Origin of the sequence: Paenibacillus lautus NBRC 15380, from assembly GCF_004000945.1 — a bacterium.
GTDB classification, from domain to species: Bacteria; Bacillota; Bacilli; order Paenibacillales; family Paenibacillaceae; genus Paenibacillus_AQ; species Paenibacillus_AQ lautus.
This window is the reverse complement of record NZ_BIMF01000004.1, coordinates 71386-90764: the sequence shown is the minus strand read 5'-3', so window position 1 is coordinate 90764 and position 19379 is coordinate 71386. Positions and strand designations below refer to the sequence as shown.

Genomic DNA, 19379 nt, shown 5'->3' with positions numbered 1-19379 from the left:
ACTCCTTTTCGGAATTGGCGGATTTCCCTGCCAAGAATATGGGCTAAATGGGACTAATGATCACTCTCTATTTTATATCATAGATATGTTTTATTGAAAAAATGGGTATCGTGATGTAATGCATAGACAGCTACACAAGTTCTTCATAAGTAGTTGCTATGCTATGAACATTCAATATAAGAGAGGAGTTCATTATATGTCAGCTACTAAACGATTGAAGCCGCTTTTTCTGGTTGCGTTAGCATCCCTTATCCTCATACTGGGTGCCTGCGGAAATACGAAAAGCGCAGATCCGGATAGCAAGGAAAGCACGGAGGCCACCGGGAACACGGATGGCATGGATCATGGCAGCATGAATCATTCCGGCTCGGGCGAGGTTCCGGATGGGTTAAAGTCGGCAGAGAATCCAACCTATGCGGTCCAGACCCAAGCGATCATTAAATCCGATCACATGCCCGGGATGAAGGGGGCAAAAGCAACGATAGTCGGAGCTTACGATACGACGGTGTACACCATATCGTATACGCCGACGAACGGCGGACCCGAAGTGAAGGATCATAAATGGGTTATTCATGAGGAGCTGAAGGATGCTGGAAAGGAGCCCTTGGAACCTGGAACGGAAGCGGTCGTGAATGCGGATCATATGGAGGGGATGAAGGGAGCCACTGCCGTTATCGATTCCGCCGAACAAACGACGGTCTATATGGTGGATTTCACGACAACAACCGGCGAAGAAGTCAAGAACCATAAGTGGGTGACAGAGAGTGAGTTATCCCCGGTCCAATAAAGTTTCATAGAATAAAACCATCGCTCTCTTAAGACAAGAGAGCGATGGTTTTTTATGCATATGGGGGGATGCTCAGCTTCCTTTGATCTGCTGCAGTGCACCCGTCACTTCCGGATATCGAAACTGGAAGCCGTGACGCAGCGCTTTGGCCGGAAGGATTCGCTGGCCCTTTAGCAGAATGAGCGACATTTCACCCAGGATGGCTTGGAGCATGAAGGCAGGCAGGGGGAGCCAATGCGGACGGTGATAAACCTTGGCGACGCTTCTGCCGAATTCCTCATTCGTGACCGCATGCGGGGAAGCGGCGTTCACGGCTCCTGAAATGTCCCCGTGCCGGATGCAATAATCGATTAAATCCACGATGTCGTCGATATGTATCCAGGAGAGCCATTGCTTGCCGCTGCCGATCTTGCCGCCAACGCCCAGTTTATAGGGCAGCAGCATTTTGGGAAGGGCTCCGCCATTTCCGCCCAGAACAACGCTGATGCGCAGCTTGATCAAGCGGTCAACCGGGATGCGGTCGGCCGCTTGCTCCCATTGCAACACAACCTCGGAAGGGAAGTCCATAACGGTGGCAGGGCTTTCCTCATCAAACGTTTCAAACTCGGATGTGCCGTAAATGGCCATCGCCGAAGCTTGAATTACGACCGGAGGTTTATGCTCCAGGCGGTCCATCAGTTCGGCTACGGAGGAGACGGTTCGTTGTCTTGACTGAAGTATTCTCTGCTTGCCTGCTTGTGTCCAGCGCTGACTAAGGGAAGAGCCTGCTAGGTTAACGAGGGCATCCAAATCCTCAAAACGCTCCGGATGAGACTTCATATCATCCCAGGTCAAGTAGGATACCTGCCCGTGTTGGGGAGTTTCCGGCTTCGATCTGGTGACGATGATAACGTCATGACCGTCGCGCTGCCAGCGCTTGCACAATGCTTGGCCAATGAAACCGGTGCCCCCGCAAACGGCTATTCTCATAAGTGAACCTCCTTGTTAAAGTTATCACCAACCTTGACAAAACATGGCTGAGAATCATTACCCCTCATACGTTGAAATGAGCCGAGAGGGAATAACGATATGTTTCTTTTCTGAAGTTTAAAGCCAACATTATACAATCCATTATACAGGAAATGCGGTATGATACCGTTATACGATTTTTCGGTCAACGCTTCAGTTTGTCATGATTTGAAACGGTAAGGGGTGCGGGATGGGACTTATAGAGAAACTTCAAACCTTGATCATTATGGGCGCAGTGGCGATGGGGCTGGCATTGGGGCAGCTGCCGGCTGCCGCAGATTATGCGGAATATGGGATTGTTCCTTTTTTGCTGCTGATGTTATATGGATTATTTTTGACGATACCGCTGCAGCAGCTAAGAGAGGCGTTCAAGAACATCAAGTTTCTGGGGGCGAGCACACTCATTAATTTTATCTGGACGCCGCTGCTTGCCTGGGGACTTGGCGCTGTCTTTCTGTCGGATCGCCCGGCGCTCTGGATCGGATTCATCATGCTGATGGTGACCCCCTGTACCGACTGGTATTTGGTGTTTACCTCGATTGCCAAGGGGAACGTGCCCTTGTCAACATCGGTGCTGCCCATTAACCTGATCCTCCAGGTGCTGCTGCTTCCGCTGTATTTGCTCTTGTTCTCCGGCACGATCGAAACGATATCGATGGCAACGCTGATCGAAAGCGTGCTGCTTGTGCTCGTTGTTCCGTTTACTCTTGCACATCTCACCCGTTTCTTGCTGAGAGCGAAGAAAGAGGTGCTGGAGCACAAGCTGATGCCGTTCTTTGGCCGGGCACAGATTGTCTTTCTGGGTCTTGCCATTGTCGCGATGTTTGCGTCTCAAGGGTCATACTTATGGAACAACTTGGACATGATGTATATCCTCATTGTTCCGATCTTGATTTATTTCATAATGAATTACATGCTGGGCAGCGTGGTAGGCAGAATGCTGCGTTTCTCCTACGAGGATTCGGTCAGCCTCCATTTAACGATCATTGCCCGGAACTCCCCGGTAGCGCTCGCGATCGCCGTGACGGCTTTTCCGGAACAGCCCGTGATTGCCCTTGCCTTGGTCATCGGACCGCTGATCGAACTGCCCGTGCTTGCCGCTGTCTCTCAGCTGCTGCTAGTTACAAGAAGAATGAATCGGAAGTCGATTTCATAACTAGATCGATTCGTCACGCAAACGCCTGCCTTACGATCTCCGCGGCCTGGTCTAGCTCCGTTTTTGTGATAATAAGCGGAGGGGCGAAGCGGATAATGGATTCATGGGTTTCTTTGCAGAGCAGGCCGAGATCTTTTAGTTTCTCGCAGTAGGATCTGGCCGGGACCTTGAGTTCCATGCCGATAAATAAACCTCTGCCGCGCACCTCCTTAATATCGGGATGCGGGATGGATCGAAGCAGCTGGAGAAAATATTCGCCGAGCTCCAGGGAGCGGTCTTCCAGCCCTTCCTCAATGAACACATCCATGGAGGCGATGGCCACCGCGCAGCCGAGCGGATTCCCGCCGAAGGTGGAGCCGTGGGACCCCGGCTCGAATACACCGAGAATATCCGCATCCGCCGCCACGGCAGAGACGGGAAAGACGCCGCCGCCGAGCGCTTTTCCAAGAATGTACATATCCGGCACGATCAACTCCCAGTCGCAGGCAAAGCGTTTGCCCGTTCGGCCAAAGCCCGTCTGGATTTCGTCCGCAAGCATAAGGACGTTGTGCTGCCTGCACAGCTCCAGTGCGCCGCTAAGGTATCCGTCAGGCGGAATGACGATGCCGGATTCGCCTTGGATCGGCTCCACAAGAAAGGCGGCCGTATTCGGTGAAATGGCCTGCTTCAGCGCTTCCAGGTCGCCATAAGGGATGATTTTGAAGCCCGGCGTGAACGGACCGAAGTCCTCACGGTATTCGGTGGATGAGGAGAAAGAGGTAACGGTGATGGTTCGGCCGTGGAAATTGCCTTCGCAGACGATGATTTCGGCCTGATCTGCCGGTATACCTTTCTTCCGGTAAGCATAGCGACGTGCTGCCTTAAGCGCTGTCTCAACCGCCTCGGCTCCCGTATTCATGGGAAGCATCATGCCTTTGCCGGTAAAAGCGGACAGCTTCTCGTAAAAGACGCCCAATTGATCATGATGAAATGCGCGCGAGGTCAGGGTCACCTTATCTGCCTGTTCCTTCAAGGCCCGGATAATGCGGGGGTGACAATGACCTGCGTTCAGCGCCGAGTAGGCGCTCAACATGTCGATATACTGCTTGCCATCCGAATCCGTCACATGGATGCCTGCAGCTTCGGCAATGACGATGGGAAGGGGGTGGTAGTTTCTCGCGCCGTACCGTTCGGCTTTCTCGATATGTGGGTTGGAAGGGTTCATGGCGTAACCTCCTTGGGAGTCTAAAGAAACCTGTAACAGGGAAAATACCTTATACCGTGCTTAAGAGGCTTCTCATATCAAGCATGGTGCCATGTCACAAGATGCTTTCGCCCAGCATGGAGGCGATTAAGCCGACAAGCAGCCGGGAAGTCTTCTGCCCGCGGTCCAGCAGCGGGTTGTTCTCCACGAATTCGGCTGAGGTCAGAATACCGGATTCCGACAGCATTTCCATGGCCAGGTGCGCTTCCCGGTAGCTCAGCCCGCCTTGAACCGGCGTTCCTGTTCCCGGTGCAATCTTTGGATCGACGCTGTCAATATCGAAGGAGAGATGAACGCCATCCGTCCCCGTTGACGATATTCGGATGGCTTCCTCCATGACCCGGAACATGCCCATGCGGTCGATATCCTGCATTGTGAAGCAGGTAATGCCTTCCTGGCGGATGAAATCCCGTTCGCCCTGATCGAGGGAGCGTGCGCCAATGAGCACTACGTGTTCCGGCTTGATCGTTGATTTTACGCCGCCAATCGAGGTTAGCCGCGCATCGCCTTTTCCCAAGCTGACGGCCAGCGACATGCCGTGGATATTGCCGCTTGGGGTGGTATCCGGCGTATTGAGATCGGAGTGGGCATCGATCCAGATGACGCCCAGGCTTTGGTAGTGCCGGGTAAGCCCGGCTAGTGTGCCGATTGCAATGCTATGGTCACCGCCAAGGACAAGCGGGAAGACACCCGATTCTGCCAGGGCGGACACACGAGTTGCGAGCTGCTCGTTAATCGTTATGACTTCTTTCAGATGTTTTAGTTGAGGATGGTGCGCTTCATCCTTGTGTTCGGGGAGCGCAGCAAAGTCATCGACCTGGTAGGATACACCGAGCGAGTCAAGCTTGCGTTTCAGACCGGCTCCGAATATCGCGTTCGGTCCCTGTCCGGCGCCACGTCGGGTAGCTCCCCGGTCGAAAGGCACCGGGACAATTGTTACGGTGGACGGAAGATTTCTCATCATAGGCTCACCTCCACTTTGTATCAGTGTATTCAGGAGCCCGGCTGCGTGACTTGGGCAAACCCCTATACAAGCTGACCAATGTGGAAGGTTTTGGATACCACGAGAAAAACACCCTTGATGCATGATTCATGAGGTGACCGTAGAGGGCCCCATGATGCAGCATGAAGGGTGTGTAATACATTCAATTCGATTCATGCTTCATCGTATGCGTACGCGGCATGATCGACGTTTATTTTACCGTTTTATTATAGGTCTCGATCTTGGAGCTGATCTCCTGAGCGGCTTTGTCCAGTGCTTCCTGCGCCGTTTTTTGACCGTTCAGCACTTCCTCGATGGCCGTTTCCGTCAGCTGGCGGGCTTCAGGGAACACGCCCATGACAGCGCCTTGCGTTGCCAGGTTGGCCGTCGTTTGATGCAATTGATCCACAGCCGTTTGGAATTGAGGATATTTCTCCAAGTTTTCCTTCACCAGGGTCTCTTCGTAAGCTTTAGTCGTTACCGGGAAATAACCGGTGTTGACATGCCAGTAGGCTTGCGTTTGCGGCTCGGCCAAATATTTCATGAATTCCCAGGCTGCCTGCTGCTCTTCTTCCGATTTGTTGTTCATCAGCCACAGGCTTGCACCGCCGATAATCACGCCGCCGTCGCCGCCGTCAGCCGGTTTAGGCAGGAAAGCAGTGCCGACTTCGAATTTGCCTTCCGCTGCGCTGACGATACCGCGGAGCGAAGCCGTGGAGTCCAGCGTCATGGCGATTTGACCCGCTGCAAATGCTTTTTTGGTGTCATCCGTTTTACGTCCCAGGATCAGCAGAACTTTATCGTCCAGCATTTGCTTCCACCATTCCAGCGTCTTCACGGCAGCGCCGTTGTTGACTTGCGAAGCGGTTGCCGGGGAAGTGCGGCCGTTGCCGTTGTTCAGCAGCTCAACGCCTTGGTTCGCAAGGAATTGCTCCATGAACCAGCCGTAGATCGCAAAGGATGCGCCGGTTTGGCCGCCATTCGTTAGCGCCTTGGCCGCGTCGGCTACCTCTTCGTAGGTTTTTGGAGGATTTTCCGGATCCAGTCCGGCCGCTTTAAAGGCATCCTTGTTATAGTAAAGGATCGGGTTGGAGGAGTTAAATGGCATCGAATACAATTGGTTGTCGAATGTATAGTAATTTTTAATATTCGGTTCCAAGGAGGAAATGTCGTATGCTTCAGCATCCATGAAGTCCTGAACCGGACGGATCGCCTTGGTGTCCATCATGAAACGACTGCCGATTTCGTACACCTGAATCATGGTCGGGCCGCTGTTCGATCCCAAGGAAGCCTTCAGCTTGTTCAAGCTTTCATCGTATGTTCCTTGAAACACGCCCTCTACCTGAATATCCATGTGGGCTGCGTTAAAATCGGAGATCAGCTTGTCCGCGACGGTCCCGAGCTCACCGCTCATGGAATGCCACCATACGACCTTAACAGGTTCTTTGGCCGGTTCGCTGCCGGCGGCAACGGTCGTTTCTCCAGCGGCTGGCGTATTGCTGCAAGCGGCGCTGATCAGCATGAAGCAGGAAAGCAGGAGCAGCGCGAAGGACCTTTTACCAAAACGTTTCATGATCGGTTAATCTCTCCCTTTTTGAAAATAAAGTATGGTTTGATCTATCAGAAATGCGTGGGACCGATTTTTATCGATAACCGGCACGCAAGGCTGAACATGTAGGGTCCGGCTATATTAGCCATCAGCCCTTCAAAGCACCTGCCGTGATGCCGCGTACAAGGGGTTTCAGCCCGAGTGCAAGCAGCAGCAGGGAAGGAAGCAGCAGCAGGAGTACGCCGGAGAGTATCAGATTCCATGAGTTCATCTCTTCGAACTGCAGCATGCCGATCCCGATTTGGACGGTTCGCATCTCGACGCGGTTGGTTGTCAGGAGCGGCCACAGGTACATGTTCCAATGGTTCAGGAACGAGTACACGCCCAGCGTGGCGATTCCGGGGATGGATAACGGCAGCACCATGCTCAGGAAAATGCGGACATGTCCGCAGCCGTCCACGCGGGCCGCTTCAAACAGCTCCTTCGGCAGCTGCAGGAAGGTCTGTCTGAGCAGGAAGGTTCCGAAGGCCGTGGCCAGAAATGGAATGATGAGCCCTTGATAGGTATCCAGCCAGTTCAGGCTTTTGACCGTCAAATAATTCGGAATCATGATCACTTCCCACGGTATCATCATGGTGGCGAGAAAGAGGCTGAACAGCAGCGTTTTTCCCGGGAACCGCAGGAAAGCGAAAGCGTATGCCGCCAAACTCGCGGTCACGATCTGCCCAAGCATGATGGCAATGGAAACAACCAGGCTGTTTCCGATAAAGGTAAGGACGGGGATCGTATCGATCACCTTGGCGAAATTGGACAGATTGATGGCTTCGGGAAGCAGAGGCGGCGGATAAACGGCCGACTCGGCCTCGCTCATCAGCGATGTCGACAAGGTGTACAGGAGCGGAAAGGCAACGGCCAATGAACCGAGAAGCAGCGCGACGTAGATGAAGCTTTTGGGCATGAGACGCATGCTCATTGGTAATGCACCTTCTTCTCCACGAATTTAAATTGAAAGACGGTCAGCAGCAGAATGATCGCAAACAGGATGAGTGCTTGCGCGCTGCCGATGCCGAAGCGGAAGTTGACGAATGCATCCTGATAGATGTTGAATACGATGACGTTGGTGCTGTTCATCGGACCGCCCTTGGTCAGGATGTTGATCTGTCCGAATGCTTGGAAGGCGCCGATGACCGAGACAACGGACGTGAAGAATAACGTAGGGGAGATCAGCGGCATCGTAATCCGGAAGAAGGTTCTCAGCGGACCGGAGCCGTCCATCTTGGTGCTGTCGTAGATATCCTCGGATACGCCCTGCATGCCGCTCAGCATCAGGATGTAATTAAATCCAAGATTCATCCAGACGGTCATGAGCGCAACGGAGATCATGGCCCATTTCGGATCGGTCAGCCATTGAATGGGCTGAGTGCCGAGCAGCGACAGAAAGTAATTCAGTATGCCCAACGTCGGATGGTAGAGAATCACCCAGATCATCGAGCCGGTGCCGACGGACACGGCCATCGGCAGCGAGAATATGAAGCGGAATATTTTCATGCCTTTCAGCTTATTGTGCGTCAGGGCTGCGAGCAGTATGGCGGCCGCCATGCCGGTCGGGACCGTCAGTACGATAAACAGCAGCGTGTTGCCGAAGCTTGTATAAAACATCTCGGAGGCTAGTATTTCCTTGAAATTATCGAACCCTACAAATTCGGCTACCCGGCCTTGGGGATCGGTCAGGAACAAGCTCAGATAAACCGATTTGAGCAGCGGGTAGAACAGGAACAGACCGAAAATGAGCAGCGAAGGTGCTAAACATGCATAAGCAAGCATGATTTCCCTGCGCCTTGTTTTCTTGATGGAGATTGGTTTTGCCGCTGTCGTAGACTCAGCTTCGCTGACCGGCGGCGTCAGAGAGTGACCCGGAGATGGAAGCGTCAAATCTTTTTCCATAATCATGTTTACCTCACTTTCCTGCTTGGCCTTACAGGTATTGAGTATAGGAGTCGGATGTAAACTCCAGTAAAGGATTTTGTAAGAATACCGTAATTTATTGCCGGACATTTTAGTTACTGAAGGAGAGTTTGTCAGCGCACGGTACAAAAATATTCCAATCCTTAAAGGCTTGCAGGTTGAGAAGGGATGTGATATCTTATAGCTGTAACCGGTTACACATAAATGAGGTGATGACGGTAATGGCAACGATCAAGGATGTGGCAAATCGGGCCGGTGTGTCCGTAGCCACGGTTTCACGGGTTTTAAATGGAAACGGTTACGTGCATGAGGACACCAGGTCCAAGGTAGAACAAAGCATTCGCGAGCTGAATTATACGCCGAATGAAGTAGCACGTTCTTTATATAAAAGAAAATCCAAATTGATTGGACTTTTGCTTCCGGATATTATGAACCCTTATTTCCCGCAGCTTGCTCGCGGAGTTGAGGATGAGATGCAGGAGAATGATTATCGGCTGATATTCGGGAACAGCGACGAGAGCAAGAAGAAGGAAATGGAGTACATCCAAACCTTTGTCCAAAATAATGTGGTTGGTGTCATATCATCGACCAATGATCCGGATGCCGACATGTATACAGAGCTGAACATTCCCGTTGTGTTTCTGGACCGCACCTCGTCGGACCGCCCTTCCGTTTACGCGGATGGTCGGCAGGGAGGAAGAATAGCCGCCCAGGAGATCGTGCGGCGAGGGAGTAAAGCTGTAACGGTCATTCAAGGTCCGGCGGATGTGCGGCCTGCTCAGGAACGTTTTGAAGGAGCCGTTGAGGTTCTGGAAGAACAGGCGGCTGCGTATCAAGTGCTGAAGACGACATCGTTTTCTTTAACCGATGCCGAAGAATTCGCCCAGAAAGTGTTCAGCGAGCATCCGGACACGGACGGCGTAATCGCCAGTAACGATATCATGGCATCGGCCGTGGTGAAGGAAGCGCATCGGCTGGGGAAAAGGGTGCCGGAAGACGTACAAATTATCGGATTTGACGATATTTTGCTCAGCAGGCTGCTGGCCCCTCCGCTGTCCACGATTCATCAGCCGGCATATGAAATGGGCCGGGAAGCGGCCAGATTGCTTATCGGACTTATTGAGGGGCGGCACATTGAGAAAAGCAATATCGAATTCTCGGTAGAATTTATAGAGCGGCAGACAACGAGAAAGGTGGAATCATAATGGCGAAAATCGTGGTAATCGGAAGCGCGTCGATGGACTTGGTGGTCATCTCCACCAAGCGCCCCGGCGCGGGAGAGACGGTGCTTGGCGACAGCTTTAAGACGGTACCCGGAGGGAAGGGAGCCAACCAGGCCGTCGCGGCGGCGAGACTGGGCGCAGAGGTGACGATGATTGGCTGTGTAGGCGATGACTCCTTCGGCGAAACGATTTTGAGCAATTTGAAGTCGAATGGCGTTATTACGAACCATGTGGAACCGGTTACAGGTATGGAAAGCGGAACCGCACACATCATTTTGGCAGAGGGAGACAACAGCATCGTGGTGGTTAAGGCTGCCAACGATCGGATCACTCCGGATTACGTGGAACAGGCAGCAGCTGTGATCAAGGCCGCGGATATCGTGTTGATTCAGCAGGAGATTCCGGAAGAAACGGTGGTCCACGTGAGTGAGTTATGCGCGAATTATCAGGTGCCATTGATGCTGAACCCAGCTCCTGCCCGCCCGGTGCCGAGCGTCGTTATTGAACGGGCGGCATACATTACGCCAAACGAGCACGAAGCGGCTATTCTGTTCGGAGATGAGCCATTAGGCGACGTGCTGCGCCGTTATCCGAACAAACTGATCGTGACGGAAGGCAAGCGGGGCGTTCGTTATTTCGACGGCAACGAAGAGGTTGTGGTTCCCGGCTATCAGGTTGATGCCGTGGATACGACGGGAGCCGGCGATACATTCAACGGTGCCTTTGCCGTGGCTCTGTCCGAGGGCATGAGCATTGCGGACAGCCTGAGATTTGCGAACCGCGCAGCTTCCTTGTCGGTCATGAAGTTCGGAGCGCAGGGCGGAATGCCGTCTCGCCTCGAAGTGGAAGGGAGTCTTTGATCATGAAGAAGAACGGCATGCTGAACAGTCACATCGCGAAAGTGCTGGCAGATCTGGGACATACCGATACCATCGTTGTTGGCGACGTGGGCCTTCCGATTCCTCCCGGCGTTCCCAAGATTGACTTGGCATTAACGCTGGGGACGCCAAGCTTTACCGAGGTGGTGGATGCGATTGCCAATGATATGGTGATTGAAAAAATCGTCATTGCTGAAGAAATGAAGCTTGATAATAAGGAAACACTGCACTATATACAGGAGAACTTTCACGGTTGCGAGATTGAGGCCTGCTCGCATGAGCAGTTCAAGGCACGGACGCAAAACGCCAAGGCGGTTATCCGTACAGGCGAAGCCAAGCCCTACGCGAACTGCATTTTGCAGGCCGGTGTTCATTTCGGTTAAAAAGGAGGAAGCACCATGAACATTGAGATGACGAACATCCATAAATCTTTTGGCACGAACCGGGTGCTGGCAGGCGTGGACTTTGATCTCCGGGAAGGAGAGGTCCATGCTCTGATGGGAGAGAACGGCGCGGGTAAATCGACGCTGATGAACATATTAACCGGTCTTCACAGCCGGGATGAAGGCAAGATTGTCATCGACGGTAAGGAAACCTATTTTGCTAATCCGAAGGAAGCGGAAGAGAAAGGCGTTGCCTTCATCCATCAGGAGCTTAACATCTGGCCGGAGATGACGGTTCTGGATAACTTGTTTATCGGCAAGGAGATGACGTCCGGCCTCGGTTTCCTCAATATGAAACAAATGAAGGCGCTTGCGAAGGAACAGTTCGACAAATTAGCGGTGACGATACCATTGACGCAGGAGGCGGGAGAATGCTCCGTCGGCCAGCAGCAGATGATTGAGATCGCCAAAGCACTCATGACCAAAGCGAAAGTCATTATTATGGACGAGCCGACGGCGGCGCTGACCGAAAGGGAAATCGAGAAGCTGTTTGATGTCATCCGTTCATTGAAAAAACAAGGCGTATCCATCGTCTACATTTCCCACCGGATGGAGGAAATTTTTACGATCTGCGACCGAATCACGGTCATGCGGGATGGGAAATCCGTTGATACCAAAGCCATTCCGGACACGAATTTTGACGAAGTTGTCAAAAAGATGGTCGGCCGGGAGCTGACCGAGCGATATCCCGCACGACAGCCATCTCCGGGCGAACCGGTGCTGGAAGTGAAAAATATGACGGGCAAGGGCCGGTTCGAGAATGTGAGTTTCTCGGTTCGTGCCGGCGAGATCGTAGGCGTGTCCGGTTTGATGGGCGCGGGACGCACCGAGATGATGCGAGCGATATTCGGATTGGACCCGCTGGATAGCGGCGAAATCTGGGTACGCGGAAAGAAAGTTTCGATCAAGAAGCCGGATGATGCCGTGAAACACGGTATTGGATTCATAACAGAGGACCGCAAGGATGAAGGGTTGGTCCTGGATTTCTCGGTCCGTGAAAATATGGCGCTGCCCAATCTGTTCAGCTTCTCATCCAGAGGGTTCATCTCCGGGAAGAAGGAGCAGGATTTCGTGGACACGTTGACGAAGCGGCTGCAAATCAAGACCCATTCATCCGAGACGCAGGCACGCAATCTGTCGGGCGGTAACCAGCAGAAGGTCGTAATCGCCAAGTGGATCGGCATTGGGCCGAGCGTGCTCATCCTGGACGAGCCGACACGCGGCGTGGACGTTGGGGCGAAGCGGGAAATTTACCAGCTGATGAATGAGCTTACCGAACGCGGCGTGGCGATCCTGATGGTCTCGTCGGAGCTGCCGGAGGTGCTCGGGATGAGCGACCGGATTCTGGTTGTTCACGAGGGCAGAATTTCCGGTGAATTGGATCGCGAACAAGCCACGCAGGAACACATCATGACTCTAGCTACAGGAGGTCAGTAATATGACAACTATTAACGATGCCAAGGCGGAAAAAGGGTTTAAGGTATCAGGTTTGACGCAAAAGCTCGGTCCGCTGCTCGGACTGATCATTCTGATCGTTATCGTATCCGTTCTGAATCCAAGCTTCTTGGAACCGCTTAACATTCTGAACCTGCTGCGTCAGGTATCGATTAACGCATTAATTGCATTCGGTATGACGTTTGTTATCCTGACAGGCGGCATTGACCTTTCGGTCGGTTCGATTCTCGCACTCTCCAGCGCATTTGTCGCCAATATGATGGTGGCCGGGTTTGACCCGATCCTATCGATCATCATCGGCGTTGCCCTTGGCGGTGTCATGGGGATGATCAATGGTCTCATGATTACCAAAGGGAAAATGGCGCCGTTTATCGCCACCTTGGCTACCATGACGATATTCCGAGGACTTACGCTGGTCTATACGAACGGTAACCCGATTACGGGTCTCGGCGACAGCCTTGCATTCCAATTGTTCGGCCGCGGTTACCTGCTTGGTATTCCGGTACCTGCCATTACGATGATCATCACGTTTGCCGTGCTGTGGGTCATCCTGCATAAAACGTCGTTTGGCCGCAAGACCTATGCCATCGGCGGTAACGAAAAAGCATCGCTAGTATCCGGTATTAAAGTACCGCGCGTGAAGATTATGATCTACTCCTTGGCAGGGATGCTGTCCGCGCTTGCCGGCGCGATTCTAACCTCTCGTTTGAATTCCGCACAGCCGACAGCAGGGACGTCCTATGAATTGGATGCCATCGCAGCCGTTGTTCTGGGCGGTACAAGCCTGACCGGCGGTCGCGGCCGGATCGTCGGTACGTTAATCGGTGTGCTGATCATTGGCATACTGAACAACGGACTCAACCTGCTCGGCGTGAACTCTTTCTATCAGATGGTTGTCAAAGGCGTCGTGATTGCGATTGCCGTACTGCTCGACCGTAGAAAATCGGCTTAAGGGGGAGAATGAACGATGAAAAAAACAACTTTGCTGCTCGTATCACTTATGCTGATCTTCATAACAGGCTGTTCGCTGGAGCCGCCGGAATGGGCGAAGCCCAAGGCTAGCGGAGATGTAAAAGACATCAAAATCGGTCTTTCCATCTCGACCTTGAATAACCCGTTCTTTGTCTCCTTGAAGGATGGCGTCGTCGCCGAAGCGGCGAAGCAGGGAATGGAGGTCGTTGTCGTTGACGCACAGAACGACTCGGCTAAGCAGAGCAATGACGTCGACGACCTGATTCAGCAGGGCGTCAACGCACTGCTGATTAACCCAACGGATTCGTCTGCGATTTCAACCGTGGTGCAAACGGCGAATAGCTTGGGCATTCCGGTCATTACACTCGACCGCTCGGCGGATCAAGGTGAGGTCGCTGCGCTGGTTGCCTCCGATAACGTCAAAGGCGGTCAGATGGCAGCCGAGTATATCGTGGAACAACTGGGCAAAGATACGAAGGTCATTGAGCTCGAAGGCGTTCCGGGCGCTTCCGCGACCCGTGAACGCGGCAAGGGTTTCCATGATATCGCAGATAAGCAGCTGAACGTGGTCGCGAAGCAAGCAGCGGATTTTGACCGGACAAAGGGTCTTACCGTGACGGAGAATCTGCTGCAGGGCAATCCGGACACCAAAGCGATATTTGCCCATAATGACGAGATGGCCCTGGGCGCAATCGAAGCGATCCAAAGCTCGGGCAAAGACATCATGGTCATCGGCTTCGACGGTAATGATGATGCGCTGAAGTCCATCGAAGCCGGCAACCTGACGGCCACGGTAGCCCAGCAGCCTGAGCTGATCGGTCAGCTCGCCGTTGGCGCAGCCAAAGATGTGCTGCAGGGCAAAGAGGTGGAAGCGAATATCGCTGCACCGCTGAAACTGGTTGTGAAGGAGTAATCTGGCGGGATCAAGGAGCGTTACCTTGTGCGATAGAAGCAGGGTAACGCTTTTTTTTGCCATCCTGATCATTCCATCCCGGGCTGCGAAGTAACTCACAGCCTTGCGATGACAGCAGGAATACAATATCGTAAAAGGGAACAGTTATTTCGCATATGATATTATAATGGTTGTGTATGCGTTTACTGCTTAGATGTGAAAAAGGAGCTATGTAACTATGACGACGGAAAAAAGAAAACAAGCGATCGTGATTGTAGGCTACGGCGGAATGGGCAGCTACCATGCCAAGCTGATTAAGGACAACGCGTTTCTTGAGGTGACCGGAACCTACGATATTTTGGCAGATCGCCGGGAGGTATCCCAGCAGGACGGGTATCCTGCCTACGAGAGTTATGAACAGGTATTAAACGATGCTGCGGTTGACGTGGTGCTCATTGCTACACCTAATGATGTGCACAAGGAATTGGCACTTCAGGCGTTTAAAGCCGGCAAGCATGTCATCTGCGAGAAGCCGGTAACATTGTCCGTCAGTGACTTCAAAGAGATGGTGTCTGCGGCCGATGCTGCTGGACGGGTGCTGATGGTTCACCAGAACCGCCGCTGGGACGAGGACTTCTTGACGATTAAGCAAATGTACAACGAGAAGACGATTGGCGATTTGTTCCGTATCGAATCCAGGGTACACGGGGCGAACGGCATTCCGGGCGACTGGCGCCACCTGGAAGCCCACGGCGGCGGCATGCTGCTGGACTGGGGCGTGCATTTGCTGGACCAGATCCTGTTCATGGTGGACAGCCGGATTACCAGCCTGAGCAGCCGTTTAAGCTTTATTCTGGGCGATGAGGTGGATGACGGCTTTGAGTCGGTTATCGAATTCGAGAACGGCGTATCGGTTCTGATTGAAGTGGGGACGACGAATTTCATTACGCTGCCACGCTGGTACGTCAAAGGAACCGAGGGAACCGGTATTATTGAGGATTGGTCGTTAAACGGAAGAGTCGTTACCCGGAACCAGGATGCCGTGAAAGTGGAGCCGAAGCCGATTCAAGCCGGGGTAGGCTTGACCAAAACGATGGCCCCTCCTTCCGAAGAAGCTACCATTACTGGAGCTCTGCCGGAGCCATACCGTCAGTCCAGCAGCTTCTTCGATAACTTTGCGGCCGTGATCCAAGGCGAGGCTGAACCGATTGTGAAGAACGAGGAAGTGCTGCGCGTCCTGAACCTGATCGAAGCGGTGTTTGAATCGGCACGAACAGGAGAAACGCTGAAGGATTTCGATATTTACCCTGCGTAATCTATACAGATTTGCACTTATTATTATAGAAAAAGTACCGCGTCCTCCAAGCGAATTAGGCTTGAGGCTGCGGTACTTTTTATTTTTTATGTTGTGGTAACTGACAGCTTACTTTGCGAAACTCATCGAGAATGTAATGTTATTTCGCATGATTGACCTTTCCGGAACTCCCGGCTTGCAGCACCCGCCTGTAGTCGCTGGGCGCCCAGCCCGTATCCTGCTTAAACAGCTTCGAGAAATAGGAATAGTTGGCGTACCCCACCTTAGCCGCAATCTGGTACACCGACAATGGAGTCGTCTCCAGCAGATGCTTGGCCGCCTTGATGCGGGACTGAATGATGTAAGTACCCAAAGAGACGCCCGTCTCTTTCTTGAACACGCGGGCCAAATAATCCGGGTTAAGATAGACGGTTTCCGCCAGGCTCGTTCGCGTCAGCTCATCCCCGTAATGGCTTTGAATATAATGCTTGATCTCCTCCACCACCGTATGCGAATGGTCGGCGTAGGCATGATATTCTGCTGCCGTGCTGACGAGATATTCCATATATTTCTCCATATCTTCAATCGAGTTCAAGGATTGCAGGAACAGCTGGTCATTGGTTTTGCCGGTATACAGCTTATGTGCCTGGATCTCTTTGCCCTTCAGATAGGAATACACCAGCTGCACGATATCCAAGCGGAATAAACGCAGCACCGAGGTGTTGTAGACGCCGTTCCTGGCTAGGTTTTGCAAGTATTTGCGGGTCTCAACCAGAAACCCAGCCGGATTGTTACCGCTAAGAAGCGCTTCCCAGTCTTGCAGCGGGGGAGGGGCGTACGCGGTTTCTTGCATGGAATGATGTTCCAGAAAAACAATCTGATTCCGCTTCTTGATCATATCCTCATTCATTTGCAGCAGAATCCGAATGGACTTGTTGATTTCCTCCAAAGCCACCGAAGTCGATACGCTGCAGCAAGCATCGCTCCGGAGGAATTGATTGGCTTTTTCAATGAACGAAGTGCAGATGGATTCAATGACCCCGGTATCCGGAGGATGATTCCATTTCAGCATGACCATCCAATTGTAATCCCTATATTCCATAGCGGCTTCAACCGTGAAGAGCGGGTCCTGGAACAATTCGGACAGCACGTTGAGAAATGCATAGTCAAACAGGTCTTTGTCTTCTTTGCCCAAACTTTTATCATGCGGAAAAATGGTGACGAGCACAGGAAGAAATAGATCCGACATCTCATAGGACAGGTTCTGTTCCGCGATATATCCTGCGATGGCGACCCGGTCCGAAGAAGCTTTCCTTTCCTTTATCAGCTTGCTCCAAAAATGCTCCTGGAGCTTTTTTTGATTTTTTTTCCACAGCTGCCCGTCTTGTATCGCTTCCTGATCGCTTTGCTGTTCCTTTGCTTTATAGGCAGCCTTGGAGATGATGAGGCTAAGCTTATCGAATTCAATCGGCTTCAGGAAATAGTCAAGGCTTTGCAGCTCAATGGCCTTCTGCGCATAATTGAAATCAGCGTAATTGGTCAGGAAGATCGTCTGAATGCTGTATTGTTCCTCGCGTATCCAGGCGAGAAGCTCCAGCCCGCTGCCTTGCGGCATTTCGATATCGCAGATGAGGATCTGGACCGAATGCTGCTGCAGTATATCCCTTGCCTGTGCAACGCTGTAAGCGGTATGGACCTGTTCGATCGAGAGTGCCTTCCAATCGATTTTCTTCTCCAGTGCGGCCACGACAAAATAATCATCATCAACCAGCAATACATTCATTGAATTTCTCCTCTCCATTCCTGCACGGGTTGTGGCAGCGTTAATATGACGCAAGCGCCGCCCTCTTCTCGATTTGAAAATTCCACTTGCGCCCTGCGATGATAAAGCAGCTCCAGCCGCTGAAGGGTGTTCATGATCCCGATGTGCTTTCCTTCGCTTTGATCCAGCGGTTTGCCGGCAGCCAGTTTATCCAATACGTCTGCGGGAAACCCGGGGCCGGTATCGGAGATCCGGATGACCATCGAAGGTTTATCACCCTCCATCCGTAGGCTGACGGACAACCGGATTTGCAGCTCATGATCTCGGGATACGGCGTATTTTACCGCGTTTTCGATAAAGGTCTGGAGCACGAGGGGCGGAATGGTGAGACCGGTAAGCTCCTCTTCAAAATCAATACGATAAGAAAAGGCATCGCGATAGCGGTGCTTCTGAATCTCCAGGTAAATCCGGACATGCTCGATTTCGTCCTCAAGCCGCACGAGGTTATCGCCGCTTTGAAAGATGTAACGAAAATATTTGGATGTGGACAGTGACATATATTCGATTTCCTTAAACATCTGCATTTGCGCCATGCTGTAGATGTTCGTCAGGCAGTTCAGGAAGAAATGGGGGTTGATCTGCAGCTTCATGTAATCCAGCTGGATTCTTTGCTTCTCCAGCTCCTGCTCGTAGATATCGATTTTAAACTTCTTGATCTGTTCGATCAGGTGTTTGAATTGGGAGTTGACCTGCTCGAGCTCGATAATCTCGCTGCTCATGAAATCCAAATTTTCGCTATCCTCATGGATGCGCCTTACGTTTTCCGAGAAATTCTGAATCGGCTTTAACACCTTCTTCTTGAAATACAGCATAACCACGCTGAGCGTGCACGTCAGTATAACAAACAGCAGCATAATGAGGAGTTGGGCGATCATGATGGTTTCAAACACGCCGAATTGGATGACCAGCTGCACGTTGAAGGAGGCGTTCGAGAATCCCTCCGTGACCGTTGTCCGCGGTTGTGACAAGCTAAAGGGGGAAGCTTTGGCAGCTTCGGCCTTGGCCCCCAGCTCGCCGGTACCGGCACTCGAAAGGGCTGCCCCTTGATCATCCACAAGAGAAACGTAACCGTCCTCGCCCAAATCCAGCTGTTGGAGCGGTCGAATCAAATCGTCAGCGGAGATGAGGCAGATCAGATACCGGTTGTGGTAAGGAACGATGTTGATGATGTAATGCGTGTCCTGAACAAGGATCGGATTCCAGTTGGAGTAGAACGTTTCGTATACGTTTTTGGAATCCGTGAGGGAGACGATCTGTTCCTTTAGCTCCAGGAACTCCGTATACGACAGGGACATGGGCGCATAATTCTGGAAAAAATCCTGCTCCTTTAAATAGAAGAAGAAGTTGTATTCTTGGCCGTAGTTTTTTTGAAGCTCGTTAAACCGTTTATGCACTCTTTCGCTGGACTTTATATAGTCCACGTAGTCAGTGCCGGGGGTATCCATGATCTTAACGCTCTCATCATTCGCCAGCGTCCAGCCCATATAGTGGTTGATGTAGGAGAAGTCATGATTGATCTGCCTGATGTACAGATTCGCCGTATCCTGCAAATATCGGGTCGATTGCTGCTTCACGATGAAGATGGAAGCGAAACTGATCACGAGATCCACCACGAGGGCAAAAATCGAGATAAAGAGCATGATTTTCACATAGTGACGGATGGGATAAGGCTTGTTATTCAGTGCTTTAACCATAGGGATGCCGTGATTC

The 19379-nt window shown here is 52.1% G+C and carries 17 protein-coding genes; 9 read left to right on the top strand and 8 right to left on the bottom strand.

The features are described 5' to 3' along the window. The first annotated feature begins 196 nt into the window (after positions 1–196). On the top strand, positions 197–787 hold the full coding sequence (locus PLA01S_RS09575) for a YdhK family protein (protein ID WP_127591799.1): 591 nt from the start codon (positions 197–199) through the stop codon (positions 785–787). A 72-nt stretch (positions 788–859) separates the two neighbouring features. Here the strand turns inward: PLA01S_RS09575 and PLA01S_RS09570 are convergent, their stop codons facing one another. Further along, the gene (locus tag PLA01S_RS09570) at positions 860–1756 is read right to left on the bottom strand and encodes a TIGR01777 family oxidoreductase (protein WP_127591798.1); all 897 of its coding nucleotides are present in this window, start codon (positions 1754–1756) and stop codon (positions 860–862) included. Positions 1757–1985: 229 nt separating this feature from the next. Between PLA01S_RS09570 and PLA01S_RS09565 the strand changes: the two genes are divergently transcribed. After that, positions 1986–2951: an arsenic resistance protein gene (locus tag PLA01S_RS09565; protein ID WP_127591797.1), complete on the top strand. Its 966-nt coding sequence runs from the start codon at positions 1986–1988 to the stop codon at positions 2949–2951. A 13-nt stretch (positions 2952–2964) separates the two neighbouring features. On the opposite strand, the gene PLA01S_RS09560 is transcribed toward PLA01S_RS09565, so the two are convergent. The 5 genes from PLA01S_RS09560 to PLA01S_RS09540 all read right to left on the bottom strand — a co-directional run bounded on the left by PLA01S_RS09560 (position 2965) and on the right by PLA01S_RS09540 (position 8675). After that, a complete protein-coding gene (locus PLA01S_RS09560; RefSeq protein ID WP_127591796.1) occupies positions 2965–4155 on the bottom strand; it encodes an ornithine--oxo-acid transaminase in 1191 nt (396 codons plus the stop codon). 94 nt (positions 4156–4249) lie between these two features. After that, positions 4250–5155, bottom strand: a complete 906-nt coding sequence (rocF, locus tag PLA01S_RS09555; protein WP_127592210.1) for an arginase — start codon at positions 5153–5155, stop codon at positions 4250–4252. A 232-nt stretch (positions 5156–5387) separates the two neighbouring features. Then, on the bottom strand, positions 5388–6749 hold the full coding sequence (locus tag PLA01S_RS09550; protein ID WP_127591795.1) for an ABC transporter substrate-binding protein: 1362 nt from the start codon (positions 6747–6749) through the stop codon (positions 5388–5390). 124 nt (positions 6750–6873) lie between these two features. Further along, positions 6874–7698: a carbohydrate ABC transporter permease gene (locus tag PLA01S_RS09545; protein ID WP_127591794.1), complete on the bottom strand. Its 825-nt coding sequence runs from the start codon at positions 7696–7698 to the stop codon at positions 6874–6876. Further along, a complete protein-coding gene (locus tag PLA01S_RS09540) occupies positions 7695–8675 on the bottom strand; it encodes a carbohydrate ABC transporter permease (RefSeq protein ID WP_127591793.1) in 981 nt (326 codons plus the stop codon). The genes PLA01S_RS09545 and PLA01S_RS09540 overlap by 4 nt, the downstream gene beginning before the upstream one ends. 236 nt (positions 8676–8911) lie before the next feature. On the opposite strand from PLA01S_RS09540, the gene PLA01S_RS09535 reads away from it, so the two are divergent. The 7 genes from PLA01S_RS09535 to PLA01S_RS09505 all read left to right on the top strand — a co-directional run bounded on the left by PLA01S_RS09535 (position 8912) and on the right by PLA01S_RS09505 (position 15868). Beyond that, on the top strand, positions 8912–9895 hold the full coding sequence (locus PLA01S_RS09535; protein ID WP_127591792.1) for a LacI family DNA-binding transcriptional regulator: 984 nt from the start codon (positions 8912–8914) through the stop codon (positions 9893–9895). After that, on the top strand, positions 9895–10773 hold the full coding sequence (gene rbsK, locus PLA01S_RS09530) for a ribokinase (RefSeq protein ID WP_127591791.1): 879 nt from the start codon (positions 9895–9897) through the stop codon (positions 10771–10773). The genes PLA01S_RS09535 and rbsK overlap by 1 nt, the downstream gene beginning before the upstream one ends. A gap of 2 nt (positions 10774–10775) precedes the next feature. Continuing rightward, entirely contained in the window at positions 10776–11174 is a 399-nt protein-coding gene (gene rbsD, locus PLA01S_RS09525; RefSeq protein ID WP_127591790.1) for a D-ribose pyranase, read from the top strand. Positions 11175–11189: 15 nt separating this feature from the next. Further along, on the top strand, positions 11190–12671 hold the full coding sequence (locus PLA01S_RS09520) for a sugar ABC transporter ATP-binding protein (RefSeq protein ID WP_127591789.1): 1482 nt from the start codon (positions 11190–11192) through the stop codon (positions 12669–12671). A gap of 1 nt (position 12672) precedes the next feature. Next, positions 12673–13641, top strand: coding sequence for a ribose ABC transporter permease RbsC (gene rbsC, locus PLA01S_RS09515; protein ID WP_076320794.1), 969 nt, complete (start codon positions 12673–12675; stop codon positions 13639–13641). Positions 13642–13656: 15 nt separating this feature from the next. Then, positions 13657–14574: a ribose ABC transporter substrate-binding protein RbsB gene (gene rbsB / locus PLA01S_RS09510; RefSeq protein ID WP_127591788.1), complete on the top strand. Its 918-nt coding sequence runs from the start codon at positions 13657–13659 to the stop codon at positions 14572–14574. A 217-nt stretch (positions 14575–14791) separates the two neighbouring features. Then, complete coding sequence (locus PLA01S_RS09505; RefSeq protein WP_127591787.1) at positions 14792–15868, top strand: Gfo/Idh/MocA family protein; 1077 nt, start codon at positions 14792–14794, stop codon at positions 15866–15868. 139 nt (positions 15869–16007) lie between these two features. Here PLA01S_RS09505 and PLA01S_RS09500 read toward each other — a convergent pair whose 3' ends face one another. After that, a complete protein-coding gene (locus PLA01S_RS09500) occupies positions 16008–17630 on the bottom strand; it encodes a response regulator (protein ID WP_127591786.1) in 1623 nt (540 codons plus the stop codon). After that, positions 17627–19363 carry a sensor histidine kinase gene (locus tag PLA01S_RS09495; protein ID WP_127591785.1) on the bottom strand — a complete coding sequence of 579 codons (1737 nt, stop codon included), beginning with the start codon at positions 19361–19363 and terminating at the stop codon, positions 17627–17629. The genes PLA01S_RS09500 and PLA01S_RS09495 overlap by 4 nt, the downstream gene beginning before the upstream one ends. Between the last annotated feature and the right edge of the window lie 16 nt (positions 19364–19379).

What these genes read in the sequence shown, in the direction of transcription:
- PLA01S_RS09575 (WP_127591799.1), top strand. Translation starts at nt 197, where the DNA reads ATGTCAGCTACTAAACGATTGAAGCCGCTTTTTCTGGTTGCGTTAGCA.
- PLA01S_RS09570 (WP_127591798.1), bottom strand. Translation starts at nt 1,756, where the DNA reads ATGAGAATAGCCGTTTGCGGGGGCACCGGTTTCATTGGCCAAGCATTG.
- PLA01S_RS09565 (WP_127591797.1), top strand. Translation starts at nt 1,986, where the DNA reads ATGGGACTTATAGAGAAACTTCAAACCTTGATCATTATGGGCGCAGTG.
- PLA01S_RS09560 (WP_127591796.1), bottom strand. Translation starts at nt 4,155, where the DNA reads ATGAACCCTTCCAACCCACATATCGAGAAAGCCGAACGGTACGGCGCG.
- rocF (WP_127592210.1), bottom strand. Translation starts at nt 5,155, where the DNA reads ATGAGAAATCTTCCGTCCACCGTAACAATTGTCCCGGTGCCTTTCGAC.
- PLA01S_RS09550 (WP_127591795.1), bottom strand. Translation starts at nt 6,749, where the DNA reads ATGAAACGTTTTGGTAAAAGGTCCTTCGCGCTGCTCCTGCTTTCCTGC.
- PLA01S_RS09545 (WP_127591794.1), bottom strand. Translation starts at nt 7,698, where the DNA reads ATGAGCATGCGTCTCATGCCCAAAAGCTTCATCTACGTCGCGCTGCTT.
- PLA01S_RS09540 (WP_127591793.1), bottom strand. Translation starts at nt 8,675, where the DNA reads ATGATTATGGAAAAAGATTTGACGCTTCCATCTCCGGGTCACTCTCTG.
- PLA01S_RS09535 (WP_127591792.1), top strand. Translation starts at nt 8,912, where the DNA reads ATGGCAACGATCAAGGATGTGGCAAATCGGGCCGGTGTGTCCGTAGCC.
- rbsK (WP_127591791.1), top strand. Translation starts at nt 9,895, where the DNA reads ATGGCGAAAATCGTGGTAATCGGAAGCGCGTCGATGGACTTGGTGGTC.
- rbsD (WP_127591790.1), top strand. Translation starts at nt 10,776, where the DNA reads ATGAAGAAGAACGGCATGCTGAACAGTCACATCGCGAAAGTGCTGGCA.
- PLA01S_RS09520 (WP_127591789.1), top strand. Translation starts at nt 11,190, where the DNA reads ATGAACATTGAGATGACGAACATCCATAAATCTTTTGGCACGAACCGG.
- rbsC (WP_076320794.1), top strand. Translation starts at nt 12,673, where the DNA reads ATGACAACTATTAACGATGCCAAGGCGGAAAAAGGGTTTAAGGTATCA.
- rbsB (WP_127591788.1), top strand. Translation starts at nt 13,657, where the DNA reads ATGAAAAAAACAACTTTGCTGCTCGTATCACTTATGCTGATCTTCATA.
- PLA01S_RS09505 (WP_127591787.1), top strand. Translation starts at nt 14,792, where the DNA reads ATGACGACGGAAAAAAGAAAACAAGCGATCGTGATTGTAGGCTACGGC.
- PLA01S_RS09500 (WP_127591786.1), bottom strand. Translation starts at nt 17,630, where the DNA reads ATGAATGTATTGCTGGTTGATGATGATTATTTTGTCGTGGCCGCACTG.
- PLA01S_RS09495 (WP_127591785.1), bottom strand. Translation starts at nt 19,363, where the DNA reads ATGGTTAAAGCACTGAATAACAAGCCTTATCCCATCCGTCACTATGTG.